This is a genomic window from Marinitoga okinawensis (assembly GCF_055387075.1).
Genome location: NZ_AP042422.1, coordinates 349,355 through 369,045, shown reverse-complemented (window position 1 = coordinate 369,045; position 19,691 = coordinate 349,355). Strand labels below are relative to the sequence as shown.

17 protein-coding genes are annotated in these 19,691 nt (G+C 27.8%); 12 read left to right on the top strand and 5 right to left on the bottom strand.

Features of this window, described 5'->3' with window-relative positions; translation table 11 throughout:
* Nucleotides 1-262 precede the first annotated feature (262 nt).
* Nucleotides 263-1,633 (top strand): MATE family efflux transporter, encoded by a 1,371-nt coding sequence (locus ACZ5CK_RS01645; protein WP_464582170.1) that lies wholly within the window; start codon nucleotides 263-265, stop codon nucleotides 1,631-1,633.
* Between the two features lie 24 nt (nucleotides 1,634-1,657).
* Here the strand turns inward: ACZ5CK_RS01645 and asnS are convergent, their stop codons facing one another.
* Nucleotides 1,658-2,956 (bottom strand): asparagine--tRNA ligase, encoded by a 1,299-nt coding sequence (gene asnS, locus ACZ5CK_RS01640; protein WP_464582169.1) that lies wholly within the window; start codon nucleotides 2,954-2,956, stop codon nucleotides 1,658-1,660.
* Between the two features lie 90 nt (nucleotides 2,957-3,046).
* Between asnS and ACZ5CK_RS01635 the strand changes: the two genes are divergently transcribed.
* The 10 genes from ACZ5CK_RS01635 to ACZ5CK_RS01590 all read left to right on the top strand — a co-directional run bounded on the left by ACZ5CK_RS01635 (nucleotide 3,047) and on the right by ACZ5CK_RS01590 (nucleotide 14,322).
* Entirely contained in the window at nucleotides 3,047-3,931 is an 885-nt protein-coding gene (locus ACZ5CK_RS01635) for an ADP-ribosylglycohydrolase family protein (protein WP_464582168.1), read from the top strand.
* 148 nt (nucleotides 3,932-4,079) lie between these two features.
* Nucleotides 4,080-5,396, top strand: a complete 1,317-nt coding sequence (locus ACZ5CK_RS01630) for a glycosyltransferase (protein WP_464582167.1) — start codon at nucleotides 4,080-4,082, stop codon at nucleotides 5,394-5,396.
* Nucleotides 5,397-5,568: 172 nt separating this feature from the next.
* Nucleotides 5,569-6,849 (top strand): ABC transporter substrate-binding protein, encoded by a 1,281-nt coding sequence (locus tag ACZ5CK_RS01625; protein ID WP_464582166.1) that lies wholly within the window; start codon nucleotides 5,569-5,571, stop codon nucleotides 6,847-6,849.
* 63 nt (nucleotides 6,850-6,912) lie between these two features.
* The gene (locus ACZ5CK_RS01620) at nucleotides 6,913-7,779 is read left to right on the top strand and encodes a carbohydrate ABC transporter permease (RefSeq protein WP_464582165.1); all 867 of its coding nucleotides are present in this window, start codon (nucleotides 6,913-6,915) and stop codon (nucleotides 7,777-7,779) included.
* Entirely contained in the window at nucleotides 7,773-8,744 is a 972-nt protein-coding gene (locus ACZ5CK_RS01615; RefSeq protein ID WP_464582164.1) for a carbohydrate ABC transporter permease, read from the top strand. Before ACZ5CK_RS01620 ends, ACZ5CK_RS01615 begins: the two co-directional genes overlap by 7 nt.
* Nucleotides 8,745-8,757: 13 nt before the next feature.
* A complete protein-coding gene (locus ACZ5CK_RS01610; RefSeq protein ID WP_464582163.1) occupies nucleotides 8,758-9,564 on the top strand; it encodes a MurR/RpiR family transcriptional regulator in 807 nt (268 codons plus the stop codon).
* A 15-nt stretch (nucleotides 9,565-9,579) separates the two neighbouring features.
* Nucleotides 9,580-11,262 carry an alpha-amylase family glycosyl hydrolase gene (locus ACZ5CK_RS01605; protein WP_464582162.1) on the top strand — a complete coding sequence of 561 codons (1,683 nt, stop codon included), beginning with the start codon at nucleotides 9,580-9,582 and terminating at the stop codon, nucleotides 11,260-11,262.
* Nucleotides 11,263-11,345: 83 nt separating this feature from the next.
* Nucleotides 11,346-12,434, top strand: coding sequence for a lysophospholipid acyltransferase family protein (locus ACZ5CK_RS01600; RefSeq protein WP_464582161.1), 1,089 nt, complete (start codon nucleotides 11,346-11,348; stop codon nucleotides 12,432-12,434).
* A complete protein-coding gene (locus ACZ5CK_RS01595; RefSeq protein WP_464582160.1) occupies nucleotides 12,415-13,743 on the top strand; it encodes a sodium/glutamate symporter family protein in 1,329 nt (442 codons plus the stop codon). The genes ACZ5CK_RS01600 and ACZ5CK_RS01595 overlap by 20 nt, the downstream gene beginning before the upstream one ends.
* Before the next feature lie 39 nt (nucleotides 13,744-13,782).
* Complete coding sequence (locus tag ACZ5CK_RS01590; protein ID WP_464582159.1) at nucleotides 13,783-14,322, top strand: NUDIX domain-containing protein; 540 nt, start codon at nucleotides 13,783-13,785, stop codon at nucleotides 14,320-14,322.
* Between the two features lie 4 nt (nucleotides 14,323-14,326).
* On the opposite strand, the gene ACZ5CK_RS01585 is transcribed toward ACZ5CK_RS01590, so the two are convergent.
* Nucleotides 14,327-15,157: a DMT family transporter gene (locus ACZ5CK_RS01585; protein WP_464582158.1), complete on the bottom strand. Its 831-nt coding sequence runs from the start codon at nucleotides 15,155-15,157 to the stop codon at nucleotides 14,327-14,329.
* A gap of 104 nt (nucleotides 15,158-15,261) precedes the next feature.
* Here ACZ5CK_RS01585 and ACZ5CK_RS01580 point away from each other — a divergent pair, with 104 nt between their 5' ends.
* Nucleotides 15,262-16,377 carry a DUF362 domain-containing protein gene (locus ACZ5CK_RS01580; protein WP_464582935.1) on the top strand — a complete coding sequence of 372 codons (1,116 nt, stop codon included), beginning with the start codon at nucleotides 15,262-15,264 and terminating at the stop codon, nucleotides 16,375-16,377.
* A gap of 271 nt (nucleotides 16,378-16,648) precedes the next feature.
* On the opposite strand, the gene ACZ5CK_RS01575 is transcribed toward ACZ5CK_RS01580, so the two are convergent.
* The 3 genes from ACZ5CK_RS01575 to ACZ5CK_RS01565 are packed head-to-tail and all read right to left on the bottom strand — an operon-like array spanning nucleotide 16,649 to nucleotide 19,682.
* Nucleotides 16,649-18,316: a peptidylprolyl isomerase gene (locus ACZ5CK_RS01575; RefSeq protein ID WP_464582157.1), complete on the bottom strand. Its 1,668-nt coding sequence runs from the start codon at nucleotides 18,314-18,316 to the stop codon at nucleotides 16,649-16,651.
* A 20-nt stretch (nucleotides 18,317-18,336) separates the two neighbouring features.
* Nucleotides 18,337-19,047, bottom strand: a complete 711-nt coding sequence (locus ACZ5CK_RS01570) for a 2-phosphosulfolactate phosphatase (protein ID WP_464582156.1) — start codon at nucleotides 19,045-19,047, stop codon at nucleotides 18,337-18,339.
* Nucleotides 19,044-19,682 carry a histidine phosphatase family protein gene (locus ACZ5CK_RS01565; protein ID WP_464582155.1) on the bottom strand — a complete coding sequence of 213 codons (639 nt, stop codon included), beginning with the start codon at nucleotides 19,680-19,682 and terminating at the stop codon, nucleotides 19,044-19,046. Before ACZ5CK_RS01565 ends, ACZ5CK_RS01570 begins: the two co-directional genes overlap by 4 nt.
* Nucleotides 19,683-19,691: the final 9 nt, after the last annotated feature.

Genomic DNA, 19,691 nt, shown 5'->3' with positions numbered 1-19,691 from the left:
AAAGTTAAAATCACTCAGACAGCTCGATTGCATATCTTTAAAAATTATTCATGAACATATTTTTAATGCTGCTCATTAAAAATAGATAAAGATTTATATTAAAAATATAATTTAATACATGTTTAAAACAAATAGATATTTTAATTTACAAGATTTAATTTTTTTCGCGAAGCGATGCTTAGGCAATCTTCGAGTCTTCATTTTTTATACTTTTAGAACATTATTTATACAAATAAAATTACAACAAACAAGGAGGAACTATATGGCAAATGAAACAAAAGGAACTTTATTATTAAAAGGTGATCCTAAAATCGCAATAAAAAAATTATCATTGCCTATGATTTTAGCAATGTTAGTACAAACATTATACAATTTAGTTGATGGTATTTGGGTTGCAGGTTTAGGATCTAATGCTTTAGCTGCAATAGGTTTATTTTTTCCTATATTTATGATCATTATTGCTTTAGCCTCTGGTCTTGGCATTGGTGCAAGTTCCGAAATTTCCAGGAAAATTGGTGAAAAAAATAAAGAAGGTGCAGATTCTGCTGCTATAATATCCATCTTACTGGCAATAGGCTTAGGTTTAATCACCGCAATTATTTTATTAATAACAATAAAACCTATACTACAGTCTATAGGTGCGGATGGAAAAACCCTTAATCTAACATTAGATTATGCTTATATTTTAATAATATTTTCTCCATTACTGATGTTTAATAATGTATCGAATGGTATTTTAAGAGGTGAAGGTGATGCCAAAAAAGCTATGTATGCTATAACCGCTGGTTCTCTATTAAATATATTCTTAGACCCTTTATTTATTTATGGATTTAAACTTGGAATAAAAGGTGCAGCTTATGCTACAGTAATATCTTTTAGTATATCTTCATTTTTAATAATCTATTGGATGTTTATAAAAAGAAAGACATATTTAAATATTACTTTTAAAGACTATAAATACGATCATAATATACTAAAAAAAATATTAAAAGTTGGTGTCCCAGCTTCATTATCTCAAATTTCAATGTCTATTGCGATATTTGTTCTTAATGTTTTCGCTGTGAAAGCTGGTGGAGATTTAGGAGTTGCTGTTTTTACCAGTAGCTGGAGAATTATCAACTTTGGTACTGTTCCCTTAATCGGAATAACAATGGCTGTAACCACAGTAACTGGAGCGGCATATGGTCAAAGAGATGGAGAAAAACTATCCACAACACACTTGTATTCCATAAAATTTGGATTGATTATAAGTTTTATCGTTATGATAACTATTTTCATATTTGCACCTCAAATAGCAAAAATATTTACCTATTCAAAAGATGGTTCTCTTATATACAATGACTTAGTAAAAGCGCTAAGAGTTATGAGTCTATTCTTACCAGGAGTTCCATTTGGAATGTTTACATCTTCTATGTTTCAAGGAATAGGCCATGGAGTAAAAAGCCTTATAGTTTCGATTAATAGAACAATAATAATGCAAGTATTTTTCTCATGGTTATATATCTTTGTATTTAAAATAGGACTTTCTGGTGTTTGGTGGGGGATAGTTACAGGAAATGCAGTATCATCTGTTATAACCTTCACATGGGGACGATTTACAATAAAAAAATTAAGACAAATGGAAAGAATATAAAAAAGGCTCCAACAGAGCCTTTTATTATGGATATACTCTATATAATGTTCTTGCAAATGGAATTGCTTCTCTAATATGTTTCAAACCACAAATCCATGCAACAGTTCTTTCTATACCAAGTCCAAATCCGCTATGAGGAACAGAACCGAATTTTCTTAAATCAAGATACCATTGATATTCCTCGACAGGCAAATTATTTTCTTTTAATCTTTCTATTAATACATCTTCTTGCCAAATTCTTTCTGAAGCACCTATAATTTCCCCATACCCTTCTGGAGCAATCATATCATCACATAATACTACATCTGGATTTTCTGGATCTGGTTGCATATAAAATGCTTTAACAGATTTTGGGTATTTTTCTATTATTACAGGTTTATCAAAATCTTCAGCAACCATTGTTTCATCATCCGCACCAAGATCCTCACCCCATTTAATATCTGATCCTTTTTTATTTAATAATTTAATTGCTTCTGTATATGTAATCCTTGGGAATGGGGCTTCAATTTTTTCCAATTTTGATATATCTCTTCCTAATGCAACTAAATTTTCTGATGCATTTTCCAATACTTTTTTCACTACATAAGATACGAGATTTTCTTGTAATTTCATATTATCTTCATGCGTATAATATGCAACCTCTGCTTCATTCATCCAGAATTCTATTAAATGTCTTCGAGTTTTTGATTTTTCTGCTCTAAATGTAGGACCCAAATTGTATACTTTACCTAATGCCATTGCAGCAGCTTCAAGATATAATTGGCCAGTTTGAGCTAAATAAACTTTTCCATAGTCAAAGTAATCTATTTCAAATGTATTACCTGCACTCTCTCCAATTGATCCAGTAAATATTGGAGTGTCAACCAATGTAAAGCCATTATTATTATAAAATTCTCTTATTGCCCTAATAATTTCATGTCTTACTTTTAAAATATGGAATTGTCTTCTTGATCTTAACCATAAGTGTCTATGTTCCATTAAAAAGTCAATACCATGCTCTTTTTTTGATATAGGATAATCTTCTTGTGGATTATGAACAATTTCAACATCATCAATATGTAATTCAAAACCAACAGGTGATCTTTGATCTTCTACAACGGTACCTCTAACAATTAAGGAACTTTCCATTTTTAATTTTTTCACTCTTGCATATTTTTCTTCTCCTAATGTGCTTTTTTCAACAACGCCTTGAACAAAACCTGTTCCATCTCTTAACTGTAAAAAAGCAATTTTCCCACTTGCTCTTTTATTCCATAACCATCCTCTAAATTCCACTTTTTCTCCTATATATTTCTTCATATCTTTAATATATACCCATTCCATAATTCTCCCTCCCAAATTTTCAATTTTTATATATTATAACATATTATATGTTATAATTAAATTAAATAATCATTGAAAGGGGGCTATTAAATGAATAAATTAAAAGACAGATTTATAGGTACAATGTTCGGTTTAATAGTTGGAAATGCCTTGGGAGCTCCCTATAAAAATATTGAATTTGATGAAATCAAAGATTTTGCAAAAGGTGGTATTTATAATTTAAATACTGGTGAATGGACAGATTCAGCGTCAATGTCTCTATGTTTAGCTGAAAGTCTAATAGAAAATGGTTTTGATTTAAATAATCAGATGAAATATTATTTAAAATGGATAGATGAAGGATATTTATCTTCTAAAAACAAAGCATTTGGCATAGATAATCAAACAATGGAAGCATTGATATATTTTGAGAAAAACAACAAATTCGTTGATATTACAGATAAAGATTCGAATAAACCATTAGCAAGATTAGCCCCTGTACCATTATATTTTAAAAACTCTTTTACAGATGCTGTTTATTATTCTGGTCAAAGTGCCTACACTACTCACAATAATATTTACACCATTCATGCATGTAAATATTTAGGTGGATTAATTCAACAAGCTATTAAGGGTACAAACAAAAAGATTTTATTAAGTGAAGTTCATAAACATATGGACTTAATATATGATGTTAAGCTTAAAATAGTAGATATTCCATATAAGGTAAAAAATGAAATAAAATCTTCTAGCTCTGCTTTGGATTCTTTAGAAATAGCATTATGGTCTTTTTATAACACAGAAAATTTTAAAGATGCTGTTTTGACAGCTGTAAATTTTGGCGGAGATACTGATACTATTGGATCTATTATAGGACAAATTGCTGGAGCATATTACGGTTTTGATAGCATTCCAAAGTTGTGGACATTAAAAATTGTAAAAAAAGATAAAATAATGGAAATAATTGAAAAGTTGTATGAAGTATCTAAAAAATAAAAAATATTACATCTTTATCTATTGTGCCTCTTTTTCAGAGGCACTATTTTTTATATTCTTAAAATAAAAAATATTTTTTTTGTAATATAAAAAAAGAAAATTTATTATATAATATAGTATATATAATTTCAAAAAGGAGAGGAGTTATATGAAAATAGGATTAATGCATTTCAGAGTTGGAGAAACTGATGGTGTTTCTTTAGAAATGAAGAAGTGGAAAATTGTTTTAGAAGAACAAGGACATGAAGTTCATTTCATTGCAGGAACCTTAGGTAAAGAAGAAGGAATAAAGATTCCATTATTAGCTTATGAAGAACCCAGAAATCTCGAAATAAGACAGAAAGCATTTCAATCTTTAGAAAATTGGTCAAAAGATAAATTAAAAAATGAAATTGATAAATTAGCAGAAGATATTTATACTGAATTAAAAGAAAAAATAGAAGATTTTGATATTGTTGTAGTAAATAATATTTTTTCTTTGGCTCATAATTTACCTGCTGCAATAGCTTTGAATAGATATTTTAAAAAAAATAATATTAAGGTTATAGGCCATCATCATGACTTTTATTGGGAAAGAGATTTTTATTCAAATCCTACATCAGAATATATAGAAGAAATTTTAGAAAATGTTATGCCTCCAAGAGAAATTAAACATGTAGTTATTAATTCTCTCGCACAAGAAAGCTTAAAAAATTTCAAAGGTGTTGATAGCACAATAGTGCCTAACGTTTTTAATTTTGAAGCACATTTATGGGAAAAAGATTCATATAATTCAAAAATATTAGAAAAAGCTGGAATAAGAAAAAATGATATTGTGTTTTTACAAGCTACAAGAGTAGTTAAAAGGAAAGCTATCGAATTAGCAATAGACACTTTATCTGAATTACAAAAAAACATTAATAATTATATCGGGAAAGAAATTTATACTGGTAAGAAAATAACAGAAGATTCTAAAATTATATTATTAATGCCAGGATTAGATGAAGAACCATCATATAAGGAATTATTAATAAAGCATGCAAAAGAAAAAGAAGTTAATACTATCTTTTGTAATGAATTATTAGAAGAAATTAGAGATGAAGAAAAAGGAACATTTTCATTATGGGATTTTTATGCAATTAGTGATTTTATAACCTACCCAAGTGTTTTAGAAGGTTTTGGTAATCAATTTTTAGAAGGAATATTTGCAAAAAAACCCCTTCTTGTTTATGAATACCCTGTATATGAAAAAGATATCAAAAAAAATGGATTTGAGATAGTAAGTTTGGGTAATAACGCAAAATACATAAATAAAAAATATGAAGTTGATAACTCCATTATTAAAAATGCTGCTAGTAAAATGTTAGATATTTTATTTGATAAAGAAAGAGCAATAAACATTATTGAGAAAAACTTTGAGCTTGGTAAAAAATTTTACTCTTATAAAACACTGGATATAATATTGAAAAAAATATTTGATTTATAAAATATTTAGATTTTTTTATCTAATCAAAAATATATACTTAACATCGTTTTTGATTAAATATAATATGGAATATTTGAATTGATAAAAAAATTTTTTTGTAGTATAATTAAAAAAGAAAATTTTCTTTTTTAATTTTTTCAAAAAAAAAGAATTCTCTAAAGGGGGTATTTATATGAAAAAGTTTTTAGTATTGATGTTAGTAGTAGTTTTAGTGTCTGCTGCTTTTGCAAAAATTACATTCTGGACAACTGAAGTTGAATCAGACAGAATGCAAAGGATTAGAGCATTAGCAACTATTTTTAAGGCACAAACAGGTATTGATGTTGAAGTTGTCCCTGTAGAAGAAAATGACTTATTAAAGCAAATTCCAATTGCAAAAAATGCTGGAACATTACCAGATTTATTAGAGGGCGGAATTGAACCAATGTTGTTATTAGGTTCTCAAGATTTCTTAGATGTAGATTTAGCTACAAAAATTATAAATGATTTTGGAGATATTTATAATGGTGCTGCAAGAATGCTAAGTAATGGAATGGGAAAATATTATGCAATACCTTTCCATGCATGGGTACAAGGTATATGGTATAGAAAAGATATGTTTGCTTCACAAGATTTAGGAGATCCAGTAACTTGGTATAATATAGCTTTAGCTGCAAAAGTTTTAAATGATCCTAAAAAAGGTGTATACGGTATAATTTTACCTAAAAAAGCTGATGCATATGCTGAACAAGTATTCACAGAAGTTGCTTTAGCAAATGGTGCAAGACCTATTGATGAAAACGGAAATATAACATTCAATACACCAGAAATGATCGAAGCATTTAGATTTTACAAAGAATTAGGAAAATATTCAAAACCTGGATTTACAACAGTTTTAGATGCATTAAAAGGTTACTTAAATGGAGAAGCAGCAATGATTTTCTATTCAACATATATTATGGATGACATTGCAATTGAAGAAGTACAAAAAAGCAGAATAAACAAATTTAATCCTGAATTAGTTAAAAACACTGGTTTTGCAAATAAAATGATCAATACAAGACCTACATCATATGGCCAAGTTGTAGCTTTAGGTATTACTAAGAATGCTAACAAAGATGAAGTAGAAAAATTTGTTAAATTCCTAATGACAGATAAGAATTATGTATACTGGGTACATATGGCACCTGGTGGGATGAATCCAACAAGAAAATCAATAGCTGAAAGTGATGCTTTCTTAGATAACCCAGTATTAAAAAGATACGGAAAAGCTAAAATTGCAGAAATTGTGGGTGCTTTGGATTCTGTTGAAAGATTCGAATTTATTCACGGAAAAGTTATTACAGATATGAGTAAATTAAGTGCAAATTTTGTAATCAGTAAAGCAATCAATTATATGTTTGCTAATGATTGGACACCTCAACGAACAGCGATGTGGGCTCAAAAAGAAGCAGAAAAAGTTTTAGGTAAATAATATTTATTCTTTTTCATAAAGGGGGATTATATATCCCCCTTTTTTTAAAAAGGAGGTACAAAAATGGCTGTAATGTCACTAAGAGAAAAAGAAGCGAGATTTGGATGGAAATTAATTTTACCAGTTGTTATAATAATAGCTTTATTGATATTATATCCTGTTGTGTATAATATATATCTAAGTTTTTTTGATGTATCCATTTCCAATGCACCAAATAAGTTTGTTGGATTGGAAAATTATAAAGAAGTATTAACTGATGCTTCTTTCTGGCATTCTTTTGGTATAACAATATTGTTTACCATAACAACTGTAGTAGGTAGCATATTATTGGGATTAGGTGTAGCCCTATTAATGAATAGAGAATTTCCGGGAAGAAGTATTGTAAGAGCTTTATTGTTACTTCCATATGTTACGCCTTTAATAGCTATTGTTTTTGCATGGAAATATATCTTTTTGCCAATAGATGGGCCTTTAATGAAATTTTTGGCTAATTTCGGAATGAATCCTGGAAATGATTTTGTAAATAACCCAAACAATGCTTTCTGGGTTGTTTCAATATTTAATATTTGGAGAAATTTCCCATTTGTCTATTTAATGCTATTATCAAGATTACAATCAATCAACTCAGATTATTATGAAGCTGCAGAAATTGATGGAGCTAGCGATTGGCAAAAATTTGTTCATATTACTTTACCAGAATTATATTTTGTTATTGCTTCTGTGGCATTATTAAGAGGAATATGGAATTTCTATAAATTTGATGAAGTTTATCTTATGTCTAAATTTGCCAATACTTTGCCAGTATATATATATGAAAAAGCTTTTTCAGGAATTCCTGAACAAGGTGTAGCTGCTGCTATTGCTACTATTCTGTTTGTAATAATGATTTCATTAATAGGCATATATGTAAAGAAGGTGCTAAAATGGTAAAGAAAAAAAGCTTTTTAAGAACTCTTGGATTTTGGACTCTAATTGTTGCTTTAATTATTTTTGTTACATATCCATTTGCATGGATGGTATCTGTATCTTTTAGATATGATACCGATGCATTTGAACCCGGAATAATACCAAAAAGACCCACATTAGATACGTACGCTATTCTTTTAGGTTTAAAAAAATCTATTCGTGAAGAACTCAGCAATGAACAACAACAATTATTAGATCTTATAAAAACACTTCCAAAAGAACAACAAGAAACAGTATTAGCTCAAATAGAATCTCAAAGAAAAAAAGAATCTTTCCCTTTTTTAAGATTCTTTAGAAACAGTTTATTATTAGCGGGGTTAAGTGCTTTTGTTAGTTTAATGTTATCTATATTTGGCGCATATGCATTTAGTAGAATTGATTTTAAAGGAAGAGGAACAATACAGCGAGGAGTATTGATTGTATATCTTTTTGGTGGTACAATTTTAGCAGTTCCTCTTTATCAAATTTTTGTTAAAATTGGATTGACATCATCTGGAATATCTTCAGCTTTTGCTTTATTTATAATTTATATTGTTCAAACAATACCTGTTTCACTTTATATGCTTGGAAATTATTTTAGAACAATACCAAGATCTATCGAAGAAGCTGCTATTATAGATGGAACAAGTAGAATGGGCGTTATCACAAAAATAATAATTCCTTTATCTTTACCTGCTATAATTACTGTATATATTTATGCATTTATGATTGCATGGAATGAGTTCTTATTTGCATCTATATTTGTAAGACCATTCCCAGAATTTTATACGCTACCTCTTGGATTAAATGAAATATTTAATTCCGAACATGCAATATGGGCAAAAATGATGGCAGCATCTGTTGTTACTGCTGTTCCCGTGGTTGTAATGTTTATGATGATGGAAAAATATCTAACAGGCGGATTAACTGCAGGTGGTGTAAAAGAATAAGAGGTGATTTTTTATGATTATTAATAAAATTAAAGGAATTTATAATTCATTAACTAAGCGAGAAAAAAAAGTAGCTGATTATATTATAGAAAGAGCACCAGATGTTATACATTATAGTATAACAGAGTTGGCTAATTGGTCTGAAGTAAGTGAAACTACTGTATATAGGGTAATCAAGAAATTAGGATTTACTGGTTATCAAGAATTCAAGATTTCATTAGCAAAAGAGCTTTCAGAGCCATCTTTAGAAACAATTGATGAAAAAGATTTATTTTCTAATTTTCATAATAAAATTTGCAATAGTCTAGATAATGTATATAAAAATCTAAATAAAAAATTATTGCATAAAGTTGCTGATAAAATTTTGCAATCAAAAAAAATAATATTTTTTGCAGTAGGCAGGTCTTTCCCTGTAGCTCTTGATAGCTCATTGAAATTTGCTGCTTTGGGATTACCTGCTGCAGCTTATTCTGACCCGCATATGCAGGTAATTGTAGGTGCAAATTTAAGTGAACAAGATACCGTTATATCAATTAGCCATTCTGGATATATTAGAGACGTTTTTAAATCAACACAAATCGCAAAAGATGCAGGAGCATATACTGTAGCAATAACTTCTGGTGTTGATTCACCATTAAGCATGGTAGTTCATGATGTTATTTATACTACACCAAGCGATCCTTCAGAAAATGAATTTACACATGATAGAATAGGTGAAATGTATATAGTTGAATTATTGTATAATCTTGTAGTTTCTAAAAAATTTAGCGATGAACATTTTGATAAACTTAAAGATGTTATAAAACCTAAGAAATTTTAAAAGAGGTGTTTTTTAATGATCCAAAAAATATATGAAAAACTAAAGTTTTTATATCCAAACGAAACAGATAAATTATATTATAAATTGATGGATTTAATAGAACAGTATAAAATTTCTGATAAAGACATTGATTTAACAGAGAAGGATGTTATTCTAATAACTTATGGTGATTCCATAAAAAAAGATGAAGAAAAACCTCTTCACACATTACATGAATTTTTAAATGACCATGTAAAAGGTATTATTAATACAGTTCATATTTTGCCATTTTTCCCATATTCATCAGATGATGGTTTTTCTGTCATAGATTATAAGAAAGTAAATCCAGACCTTGGAAATTGGGAAGATATAGAAAAACTCTCAAAAGATTATAATTTAATGTTTGATGCTGTTATTAATCATATTTCTAAAGAAAGTGAATGGTTCCAAGAATATTTAAAAGGTAATCCAAAATATAAAGATTATTTTATTGAACAAGAGCCCGTTGAAGAATTAAAATATGTTACCAGGCCAAGAGCTTTACCTTTATTGCATATTTATGAAACAAAAGATGGCAAAAAACATATATGGACAACATTTAGTGAGGATCAAATTGATTTGAATTATAAGTCAACAGATTTATTTTTGGAAATGGTAGAAATATTATTATTTTACGCAAAAAAAGGCGCAAAATTAATTAGATTAGATGCGATCGGATATTTATGGAAAGAAGTTGGCACTTCATGTATTCATTTAGAACAAACTCATAAAATGATTCAATTATTTAGGGATATACTAGATTTGACAGCTAAAGATATAATTTTAATAACAGAAACAAATGTACCCCATAAAGAAAATATATCTTATTTTGGTGATGGATACAATGAAGCACAAATGGTATATAATTTTTCATTACCACCATTAGTTTTACACTCATTCTTATCAAAAAATGCTCATTATATCTCACATTGGGCAAATACATTAGAAACACCGAGTGATAAAACTACATTCTTTAATTTTTTAGCTTCACATGATGGAATAGGATTAATGCCAGCAAAAGGTATTCTAAAAGATGAAGAAATTGATTATTTAGTTGAACATACTTTAAAAAATAAAGGGTTAGTATCTTACAAAAGTAATCCGGACGGTTCCAAATCACCATATGAATTAAATATTAACTATTTTGACGCATTATATGAAGAAAATGAAGATATGGAATTAAATATACGAAAATTCGTTTCAGCATATGCTATAGCTTCTTCATTGAAAGGTGTTCCAGGAATATATATTCATAGTTTGCTTGGTTCCAGAAATTATTATGAAGGCGTAAAGATAACAGGAATGAATAGGACTATAAATAGAGAAAAATTAAATTATAATCAGTTAGAAAAAGAAATAAATGATCCGAATTCTTTAAGGTATAAAATATTTAATGCCATGAAAAATATGTTGAAAATAAGAACTACTCATAAAGTATTTAATCCTAAAGCGAAACAAAAAGTATTATTCTTAGATGATAAAGTATTTTCATTTATCAGAGAACTTGAAGATGAAAAGGTTTTAGTTTTAACCAATGTATCAAATGAAGAAATAAACCTTGAATTAAAAAATGAGTTTTCAGAAAACCCGGTGGATTTATTATCTAATAAAAATATAGAAGTAGAAAATAATAAATTAAAAATTAAATTAAAACCATATGAAACATTATGGATTAAATAATAGGCCCAAATGGGCCTATTTTGTTTGTGATACGAATAAAATTATGGTAAAATAAAGAAAAGTATATTTGAAAGGATGTTTTTATGTATTATGGTGATAGTTTATTAAGAAAATTTCTAAAATTTATTATAGCTCCTTATATCATAAAAAAATATAATATTAAAGTTGTTGGTGAAATTCCCAAACCACCATTTTTATTTATAGCAAATCATACACATATTTTAGATGGTTTTTTTATTCAATCAGTAATTCCATATCCTATTAGTTTTGTAATGGCCGGAGGAACTTATTATAACAAATGGGGTAATCCTTTTTTTAAGCATTTTAAATTTATACCAAAGCAAAAAGGTATTCCAGATATAAAAACCATTAGAGATATCTTTAAAGTTTTAAAAAATGGTGGAATAGTAGGACTTTTTCCAGAAGGTTCTACAACATGGTCTGGAAATTATCAATCTGCACTTTCTGGAACAGATAAATTATTAGATAAAATTAAGGTACCAATTTTAGCTGCAAGAATTCATGGAGGTTATTTATCTAAACCAAGATGGGCAAAAAAAGAAAGAAAAGGAACTATTATTATTGAATTAAAAACTTTTAATGATTCTGCAGCTTTAAAATATATTAAATATAATGAATGGAATTGGCAAGAAAAAAATAAATTGAAGTATTCTGGTAATAAAAAAGCAGAAGGTTTAGAAAGAATTATGTGGTTTTGCGATAAATGCAACTCATTTAATTCAATAAAGGCTAAAGGTAATATTGCAAAATGTACAAATTGTTCTAGCGAATATGTTGTTGATGATTATGGGTATATAAATGGAAAAAGAATAGATGATATTATTTATACTCAAAAAGAAAAATTGATAAATTATATGGATAATAACAAATATATGGTTTTAGATATTGGAACTTTAGAAGAAAGAGACCTATTTAAACCAAAATTATTGAATAAAGAAAAAGGTAACATAGAAGTTTTTGATTATGGAATAAAATTCAATAAAAATACATTTGAATTTGAAAAAATTAAAAATGGTGTATGTTTTTTATCAACCATTTTTGAATTCATATATGAAGACAAGGTTTATAGAATTAAATCGAAAAATTATAGTTATCTATTGTACAATATCTATAAAATAAGGAGTGGAAAAAATGTACATATCGATGGTTGATGATTTCTTTTGGATTTCACTTTTCTTTGGTATTGCAATATTATTAAAAAGATTTATTCCTGCTCTACAAAAATTTGTTATTCCAAATTCAATACTTGCTGGATTTATTGGTTTTTTAATGGGACCTAATCTCCTTCACTTAATAGATTTAGATATTGATGGATTAGGAAAAATTATTTATCATTTAATGGCTATTGGATTTATAGCCTTAGCTCTTAGAACTGTTAAAAATAGAGGGAAATATGGGAAAGCTGGATTTATAATTGTTTCTACATATTTATTTCAAGGTATTTTAGGAATAACTATAGCCAGTTTATTTTATTTATTTGATAAAAAAACACCTATCCCTATAGGATATATAGTTCCATTGGGATTTGGGCAAGGACCAGGACAGGCATTTTCTATAGGTTCTCAATGGCAATTATTAGGTTTAAATAACGGAAGTGCTGTTGGCTTAGCTATTGCAGCTGCAGGATTTGGTTGGGCAACGATTGGCGGTTTAGTAATATTAAACATATTATTAGCTAAATGGAAAAAAGATAAGTCAAAGATAATTGTCCATAAAAAGGAAGTAGTCGTAAAAGACTATGAATTTTCTGATATGGATGGTTTAACTATACAATTTGTTTTAATTGGTATAGTTTATTCAATTACATATTTTTTAATAAAAATACTTACAGAATATTTAAATACGTTAGGTAATTTAGGACATACATTTGGAACAGTTTTATGGGGTTTTCATTTTGTTTTTGGGGCTATTGTAGCAATGATATTTAGAAGTGTGTATGTTAAATTAAGAGAAAAAAATATAGCTAAAGAGAATTATATAAATAATTTTTTATTACAAAGAATTTCTGGTGCAGTTTTTGATTTTATGGTTGCAGCATCTATTAGTGCAGTATCTTTAGCAAGGATTAGAGAATATTTCTGGCCAATATTCTTTATCACATTGACAGCTGGAGTATTAACCTATTTCTATGTAATGTTATTAACCAAAAAAATAATTGTGAAAAACGAAGTAGAGAATAGAATTGCATTTTTTGGAATGCTTACTGGAACAATTTCTACAGCTATGGCGTTATTAAGAGAAGTTGATCCAGCTTTAGAAACAGGGGCTGCAGAAAATTTGATTTTTGGAAGTGGAATTTCTCTAATGATAGGATTTCCATTAATTGCTATTTTAAATCTACCTGCATTATACTTAACTTCTGGAAAAATTATATACAATTTCTATGGTTTAGGATTAATGATAGCATATAATCTATTACTATTCTTAATCTTCTTTAGAAAACCTAAAATAACTAATTAATTCAAATTTTAATACTTCAAAAGAGGTGACTATATAAAAATGGAAAATATAAAAAGTTTTTTTGAAAAGCAAAAACTAAATTTTGACATTAGTAGATTATTTAAAAACCACAATCAAAAAATGGCAGTAATTTGTTATGCAGAAAACGAAGAAAACGAAATTCTAATGCTTGAAAGAATTAAAGAACCTTTTTCCGGAAAATTAGTTCCACCAGGCGGAAAGGTTGAAAAGAATGAAGATATAGTACAAGCTATTAAAAGAGAATATATAGAAGAAACAGGTTTTGAATTAAATGATTTAAGATTAAAAGTATTTACTTCAGAAGAAGGTCCTGAACATTATAATTGGATATTATTTATATTTTTGGGTAAAGTGAAAAAACAAGAATTACAGTATTGTAATGAAGGAATTTTAAAATGGGTAAAAAAAGATAAGTTGTTTGAAGAAAATTTAACAAATATTGATAAGAAAATTATTCCATATTTATATGAAAAAGAAGGAATATATTTTATTGAGATAAATTATGATGAAAAGAAAAATGCAGAGATAATAAATATAGAAAATGTAGAGACTCAATAAGTCTCTACATTTCTCTAGCTTCTTTAATTCCAAATCTAACGGATGCTATAATTAAAGATGATAATAATATTAAAGCTCCTATTATTTGTTGTGTTGTCATTGTCTCACCTAAAAAAATATATGCTGACAACATAGCAAATATAGGTTCTCCAACAAAAATAAATGCTGTTGTATTAGTAGAAACTACTTTTTGATATTTTAATTGTATTAATGTAGCTAATGTTGATGCAAGTGCTGCTGTAAATATAGCTGTTCCAATCATTGGTAGTGTAATATGTACTGGTTTTGTAAATACTAAAGCTCCATTTAAAACAGCTACAACTAAAAATTGGTACCCTAATAATGAAGTTTCTTCAACTATTTTAGAATATTTAGTAATATATACCATTGATAAGGCAAATGCAATTGCACATATAAACGTTAGAATATCACCTAAATTTATTCCATGAATTCCACCTGATAAAAAATAAGAACCTATAGCAGCTAAAGGTAATGCAATGATATGGTTGATGTGTGGTTTTTCTTTTTCTACCAAATATGAAAATAAGGGGGTTAATATTATATATAATGAAGTTATAAATCCACTTTTTGATGCTGTAGTTATCGTTAACCCTATAGTTTGAGTAATAAAACCCAATGCAATGAATAACCCTATTATTGCACCATACTTAAAGTTTTGCTTTTTCCAGATTAGAAATGATAATAATGAAGCAATTGCAAATCTTATAGCAAGAAAAATATATACATCATCCCCACCAACAGTTACTTTCACCAAAGGAAATGTACTTCCCCAAATAAAAGTAACTGACAATAACAAAATATATGCTTTAAACATTTAATCCCCCCAATCAATACTTCGTATTACTAATTATTTTATCATTTTTCTTTTTTATTGTCAAAAAAAATGATATAATAAAACCAAGAAATTATGGGGGTGAAATTATGCCATCAAAGGTTTATTTTACCGATTTAAGAACAAGACCCGGTATGAATTTACTTGATAAATTAGAAAGATTAGTTAAAAAAGCTGGTATTGAAAATATTGATTTTAAAGAAAAATTCGTCGCCATAAAGATTCATTTTGGCGAACCTGGAAATTTGGCATATATCAGACCAAATTATGCTGCAAGAATTGTAAAAATAATTAAAAAATTAGGCGGAAGGCCTTTTTTAACTGATGCTAACACCCTTTATAGTGGGAAAAGATCAAATGCTTTAGATCATTTAGAAAGTGCATATAAAAATGGTTTTAATCCTTTAGCTGTTGGATGTCATGTTGTTATCGCTGATGGTTTAAAAGGTACAGATTATACCGAAATACCAATAAATCTCGAATATTGTAAAACTGCAAAAATAGGAACAGCTATTGTTGATAGCGATGTAATTATAGCAATGACTCATTTTAAAGGGCATGAACAAGCAGGATTTGGTGGAACATTAAAAAATTTAGGTATGGGATGCGCTTCAAGAGGCGGAAAGTTGGAATTACATTCTACATCACAACCAAAAATTGTAGAAAAAAATTGTGTAGGATGCGGAATTTGTGTGAAAAATTGTGCTCATGATGCCATTCATCTAAATGAAAAGAAAATTGCATATATAGATTATGATAAATGTGTAGGATGCGGGCAGTGTGTTGCTGTTTGTCAATATAATGCTGCACAGGTTGTTTGGGACGAATCATCTGAAATAATGAATAAAAAAATAGCCGAATATACCTATGCAATTGTTAAAAATAAACCAGCATTTTATATTAATTTCATTATGAATGTTTCCCCTGATTGCGACTGTTGGTCAAATAATGATTATCCAATAGTCCCAGATATAGGTATTGCTGCATCATTTGACCCAGTTGCTTTAGATATGGCAAGCGTTGATTTAGTTAAAAATGCTCCTGTATTACCAGGAAGTAAAATATATAAGGATCACTCTCATGATTTTGTAGGAGAAGATAAATTTAAATTCGTGCATCCTAATGCAGACTGGGAAGCAGGATTAAATCATGCAGAAAAAATAGGTTTAGGTACTAAAAATTATGAATTAATAACAATATAAAAAGCGCCTCTCGGCGCTTTAAACGTTAACAAAATAAAATATGAAAAAATAATATGAGCGAATCCTTGAAAATTTCCGAAAAAATGTGAATGGAGCCTGGCAATTTTGCATGGATGCAAAATTGAGTGAAACCGAACATGGACGTGAGTTTGAACGACAGGCTGAAATGAGCATTTTTGAGGAATAAAAATTTTCACCGGATGAGTAAATATTATTTTGATTATTTTATTTTGTGCTTTAACTACAAACTAAAGCGCCTTACGGCGCTTTTTTACTTGTTATCTCCCATCATATTCTTCAATGTTGTTTTTATTTCATCAATAATTTTTTGCGATTCTGTTTTTATTTTCTCATCATCAGTAGTTGATACTATTTTTTCAAATGCTTGCAACATTTTTTCTAATTCTGGTTGAATAACATCTTTTGGTTGTGAAGAAATATATTGCTTTATATATTGATAATATGTATAATTATATTCAAATGAAATTTGAGGATCATCAGGATTTAATTGGTATAATTTTATCAATGTATCCATATCTTTATTCTTATTATATTTATCTTTTAGCATATTGAATTCTCTTGTCTTTAATTCTTCTGAATACTTTTGAATATATTCTGAACTAAAATCGTTATTTTTTAATAGATCAGGGTACATTATTTTAGCATAATATAATTCTTCTAAATCTTTTTTCAAAGCAGTCTTTTCAGACTTTGTTTTTTCATCCTTTTCATTCGCTATATCAGTTTCAAGTTCATCTATCTTATTACTTATTTCATCTTCGGTCATGTTTAGATATTTTGTATCTTTATATTTTGAAATTATTCTATTAACTTCAATAACCTCAGGCAATGTTTGATTTAATTCTTGAACTAAATTCAAATAACTTTCTTGCCATAATTCTGGAGCATTTGGATTACTTCTAATAGCATCATATAATTTCTTTTCAATATCTATTTTTTCTTTTAATGTTTTTGCCTTTTCTATTCTATCTTCATATATTAATGGCTCATATTTTAATGCATAATCAAAATCTTTAGAATATTCTGAATACCATTTTGATAATTTTTCATTTTTTAACTCTGTTCTTAGTTTGTCCACCAAATCTTTATCAGCTTTTATATCATTTACATCATTATAAACTTTTTTACCTTCTACTTTTATTATATGATAACCATAATTAGATTTTACTGGTCCTACAATATCTCCAACATTTGCTTTAAAAGCTGCATCAAAATATTCTGGAACTACCTGATTTTTTGCTACCCAATCAATACTACCGCCATTCTTGGCTGACTGAGTATCTATAGAATACTTTTTTGCTGCATCTTCAAATGTAATTTCACCACTCTTAATTTCATTTAAAATTTTATTAGCCGTTGCTTCATCAGTCACTAATATATGTTTAGTAAGTATTTTTTCATATCTTAATTTAATATCATCAATATTATTTTTAATGTAATTATTTAATTCATCTTCGGTAACAGTTCCAATTTTAGAATCTACATAATAATAATATTCGCTAGCTTCCAAATTTTCTCTTATATATTTTTCAAAGTTTTCTTCTGAACCAAAATAATTTATTATTTGATCTTTTGTTTTTGGATTATTTAAATATTGAGACATTAAATCCTTCGTTTGCTGATCAATTTTACTAGCATCTGGTGTATATCCATTTTCTTTAGCATAATATTCAAGAATTTTATAATTCAAAATATCTCTTATTGTTGATAACATATAATAAGGTTCTTTTGATTTATCGAATTTTTGTCCACTTCGTTGCATAGAATTAATTCTATTTAAATATTCAATTTCAAACCTTTTATCATCTAAAGAATAGTTCTCTAATACCTTTCCATCTTTTGTTAAATAACCTACTATTTCTGAAAATGCTAAAACACTAAATGCAACCAATAATAAAACTAAAACTGTTTTTTTCATACTACACCTCCAAATTATAATTAAATATTTAATTTTGATTTAAATTCATTTTCATTCATTTTTGAAATCGGCACTACATTTAATAAGCTTTCATTAAAACACATTGTTAAATCCTTTTCTAATCCCAATTTTTTTAACTTTTGTGCATGCATCGAATATTGTAATATTCTTGTATGAGGAATATTTGCCATATTCAAAGCTATATAAGACTCATCGTTAAAATATGAAATATCTTGTTTTGAAAGAATAGATAGATATCTTCCAACTGTAAAAACATCTTCTAATGAAGCTTTTCCTTCATCACCACTACATATAAACCCTATATCATCTATTTTTTTATTTATCAAAAATTGAATTACCGCTTTAAAATTCAATAAAGAAGCTGCTATTGTTACACCTTTAGAATTAGCAAGTGTTAAGGCTTTTGTACCATTAGTTGTAGTAATAATAATCTTTTTGTTTTTAAACTCACCAGCGTTTCTTAATATTTCAGATGGCGAATTAGAATAATCATAATCTTTTATTTTTTTAGAATTTCTTTCACCAACTAAAATCGTATTTTCATCTTTTTTTTCTAGAGCTTTTTTTGGATCATTTACTGCAGATATTGATTGACATCCAATTGATAACAACGTTGCCATCGTAGATGTAGCTCTTAATGTATCTATTACTATAAAATACTTATGAGTTTCTATATTATCATATGGAAAAAAATATGTATATAATCTCATAATTCTTCCTCCACAGTTTTAGGATGAATTATTCTCTCTAAATCCAAGTGCCATGTTTCATTCAAACTTAACAATTTCATTCTATTATCAAAATATTCAAACGTTGTGACTGAAGCATTATCAAGCATAAATCTTCTATGTTGATTTAAGGGCAAATTTAAAACCCAACATACAATAGTTCTTATTAATAAACCATGTGAAACAATAACTATGTTTTCTGTATTTTCAGCTAATATTCGCTTTATCGTTTTTACTCCTCTTTGCTGCACTTCAGCTAAAGATTCTACGCCTTCCACAAAAGCCCAAGGATCATTTGACCACAATTCAAATTCTCTTTTAAATCTAGTCTTTACATCATTAATTTGATATCCATTCCAGAGAGCCACATTTGCTTCTTCAAGTCCTTTAACAACCATTGGTTTTGAGTTGATATTTTCAGCTATTGGTAATGCCGTTGAATATGCCCTTTTTAATGATGACGAATAAACTTTTACATAATTCTCATTTTTAAATCTTTTTGCTAAATTTTTTGCCTGTTTTATTCCTATATTGCTTAATTCAATATCAACAGTTCCTTGCCATTTCTGCTGAATATTCCATTCTGTCATTCCATGTCTTACTAGAAATATTTTCAAATTAATACC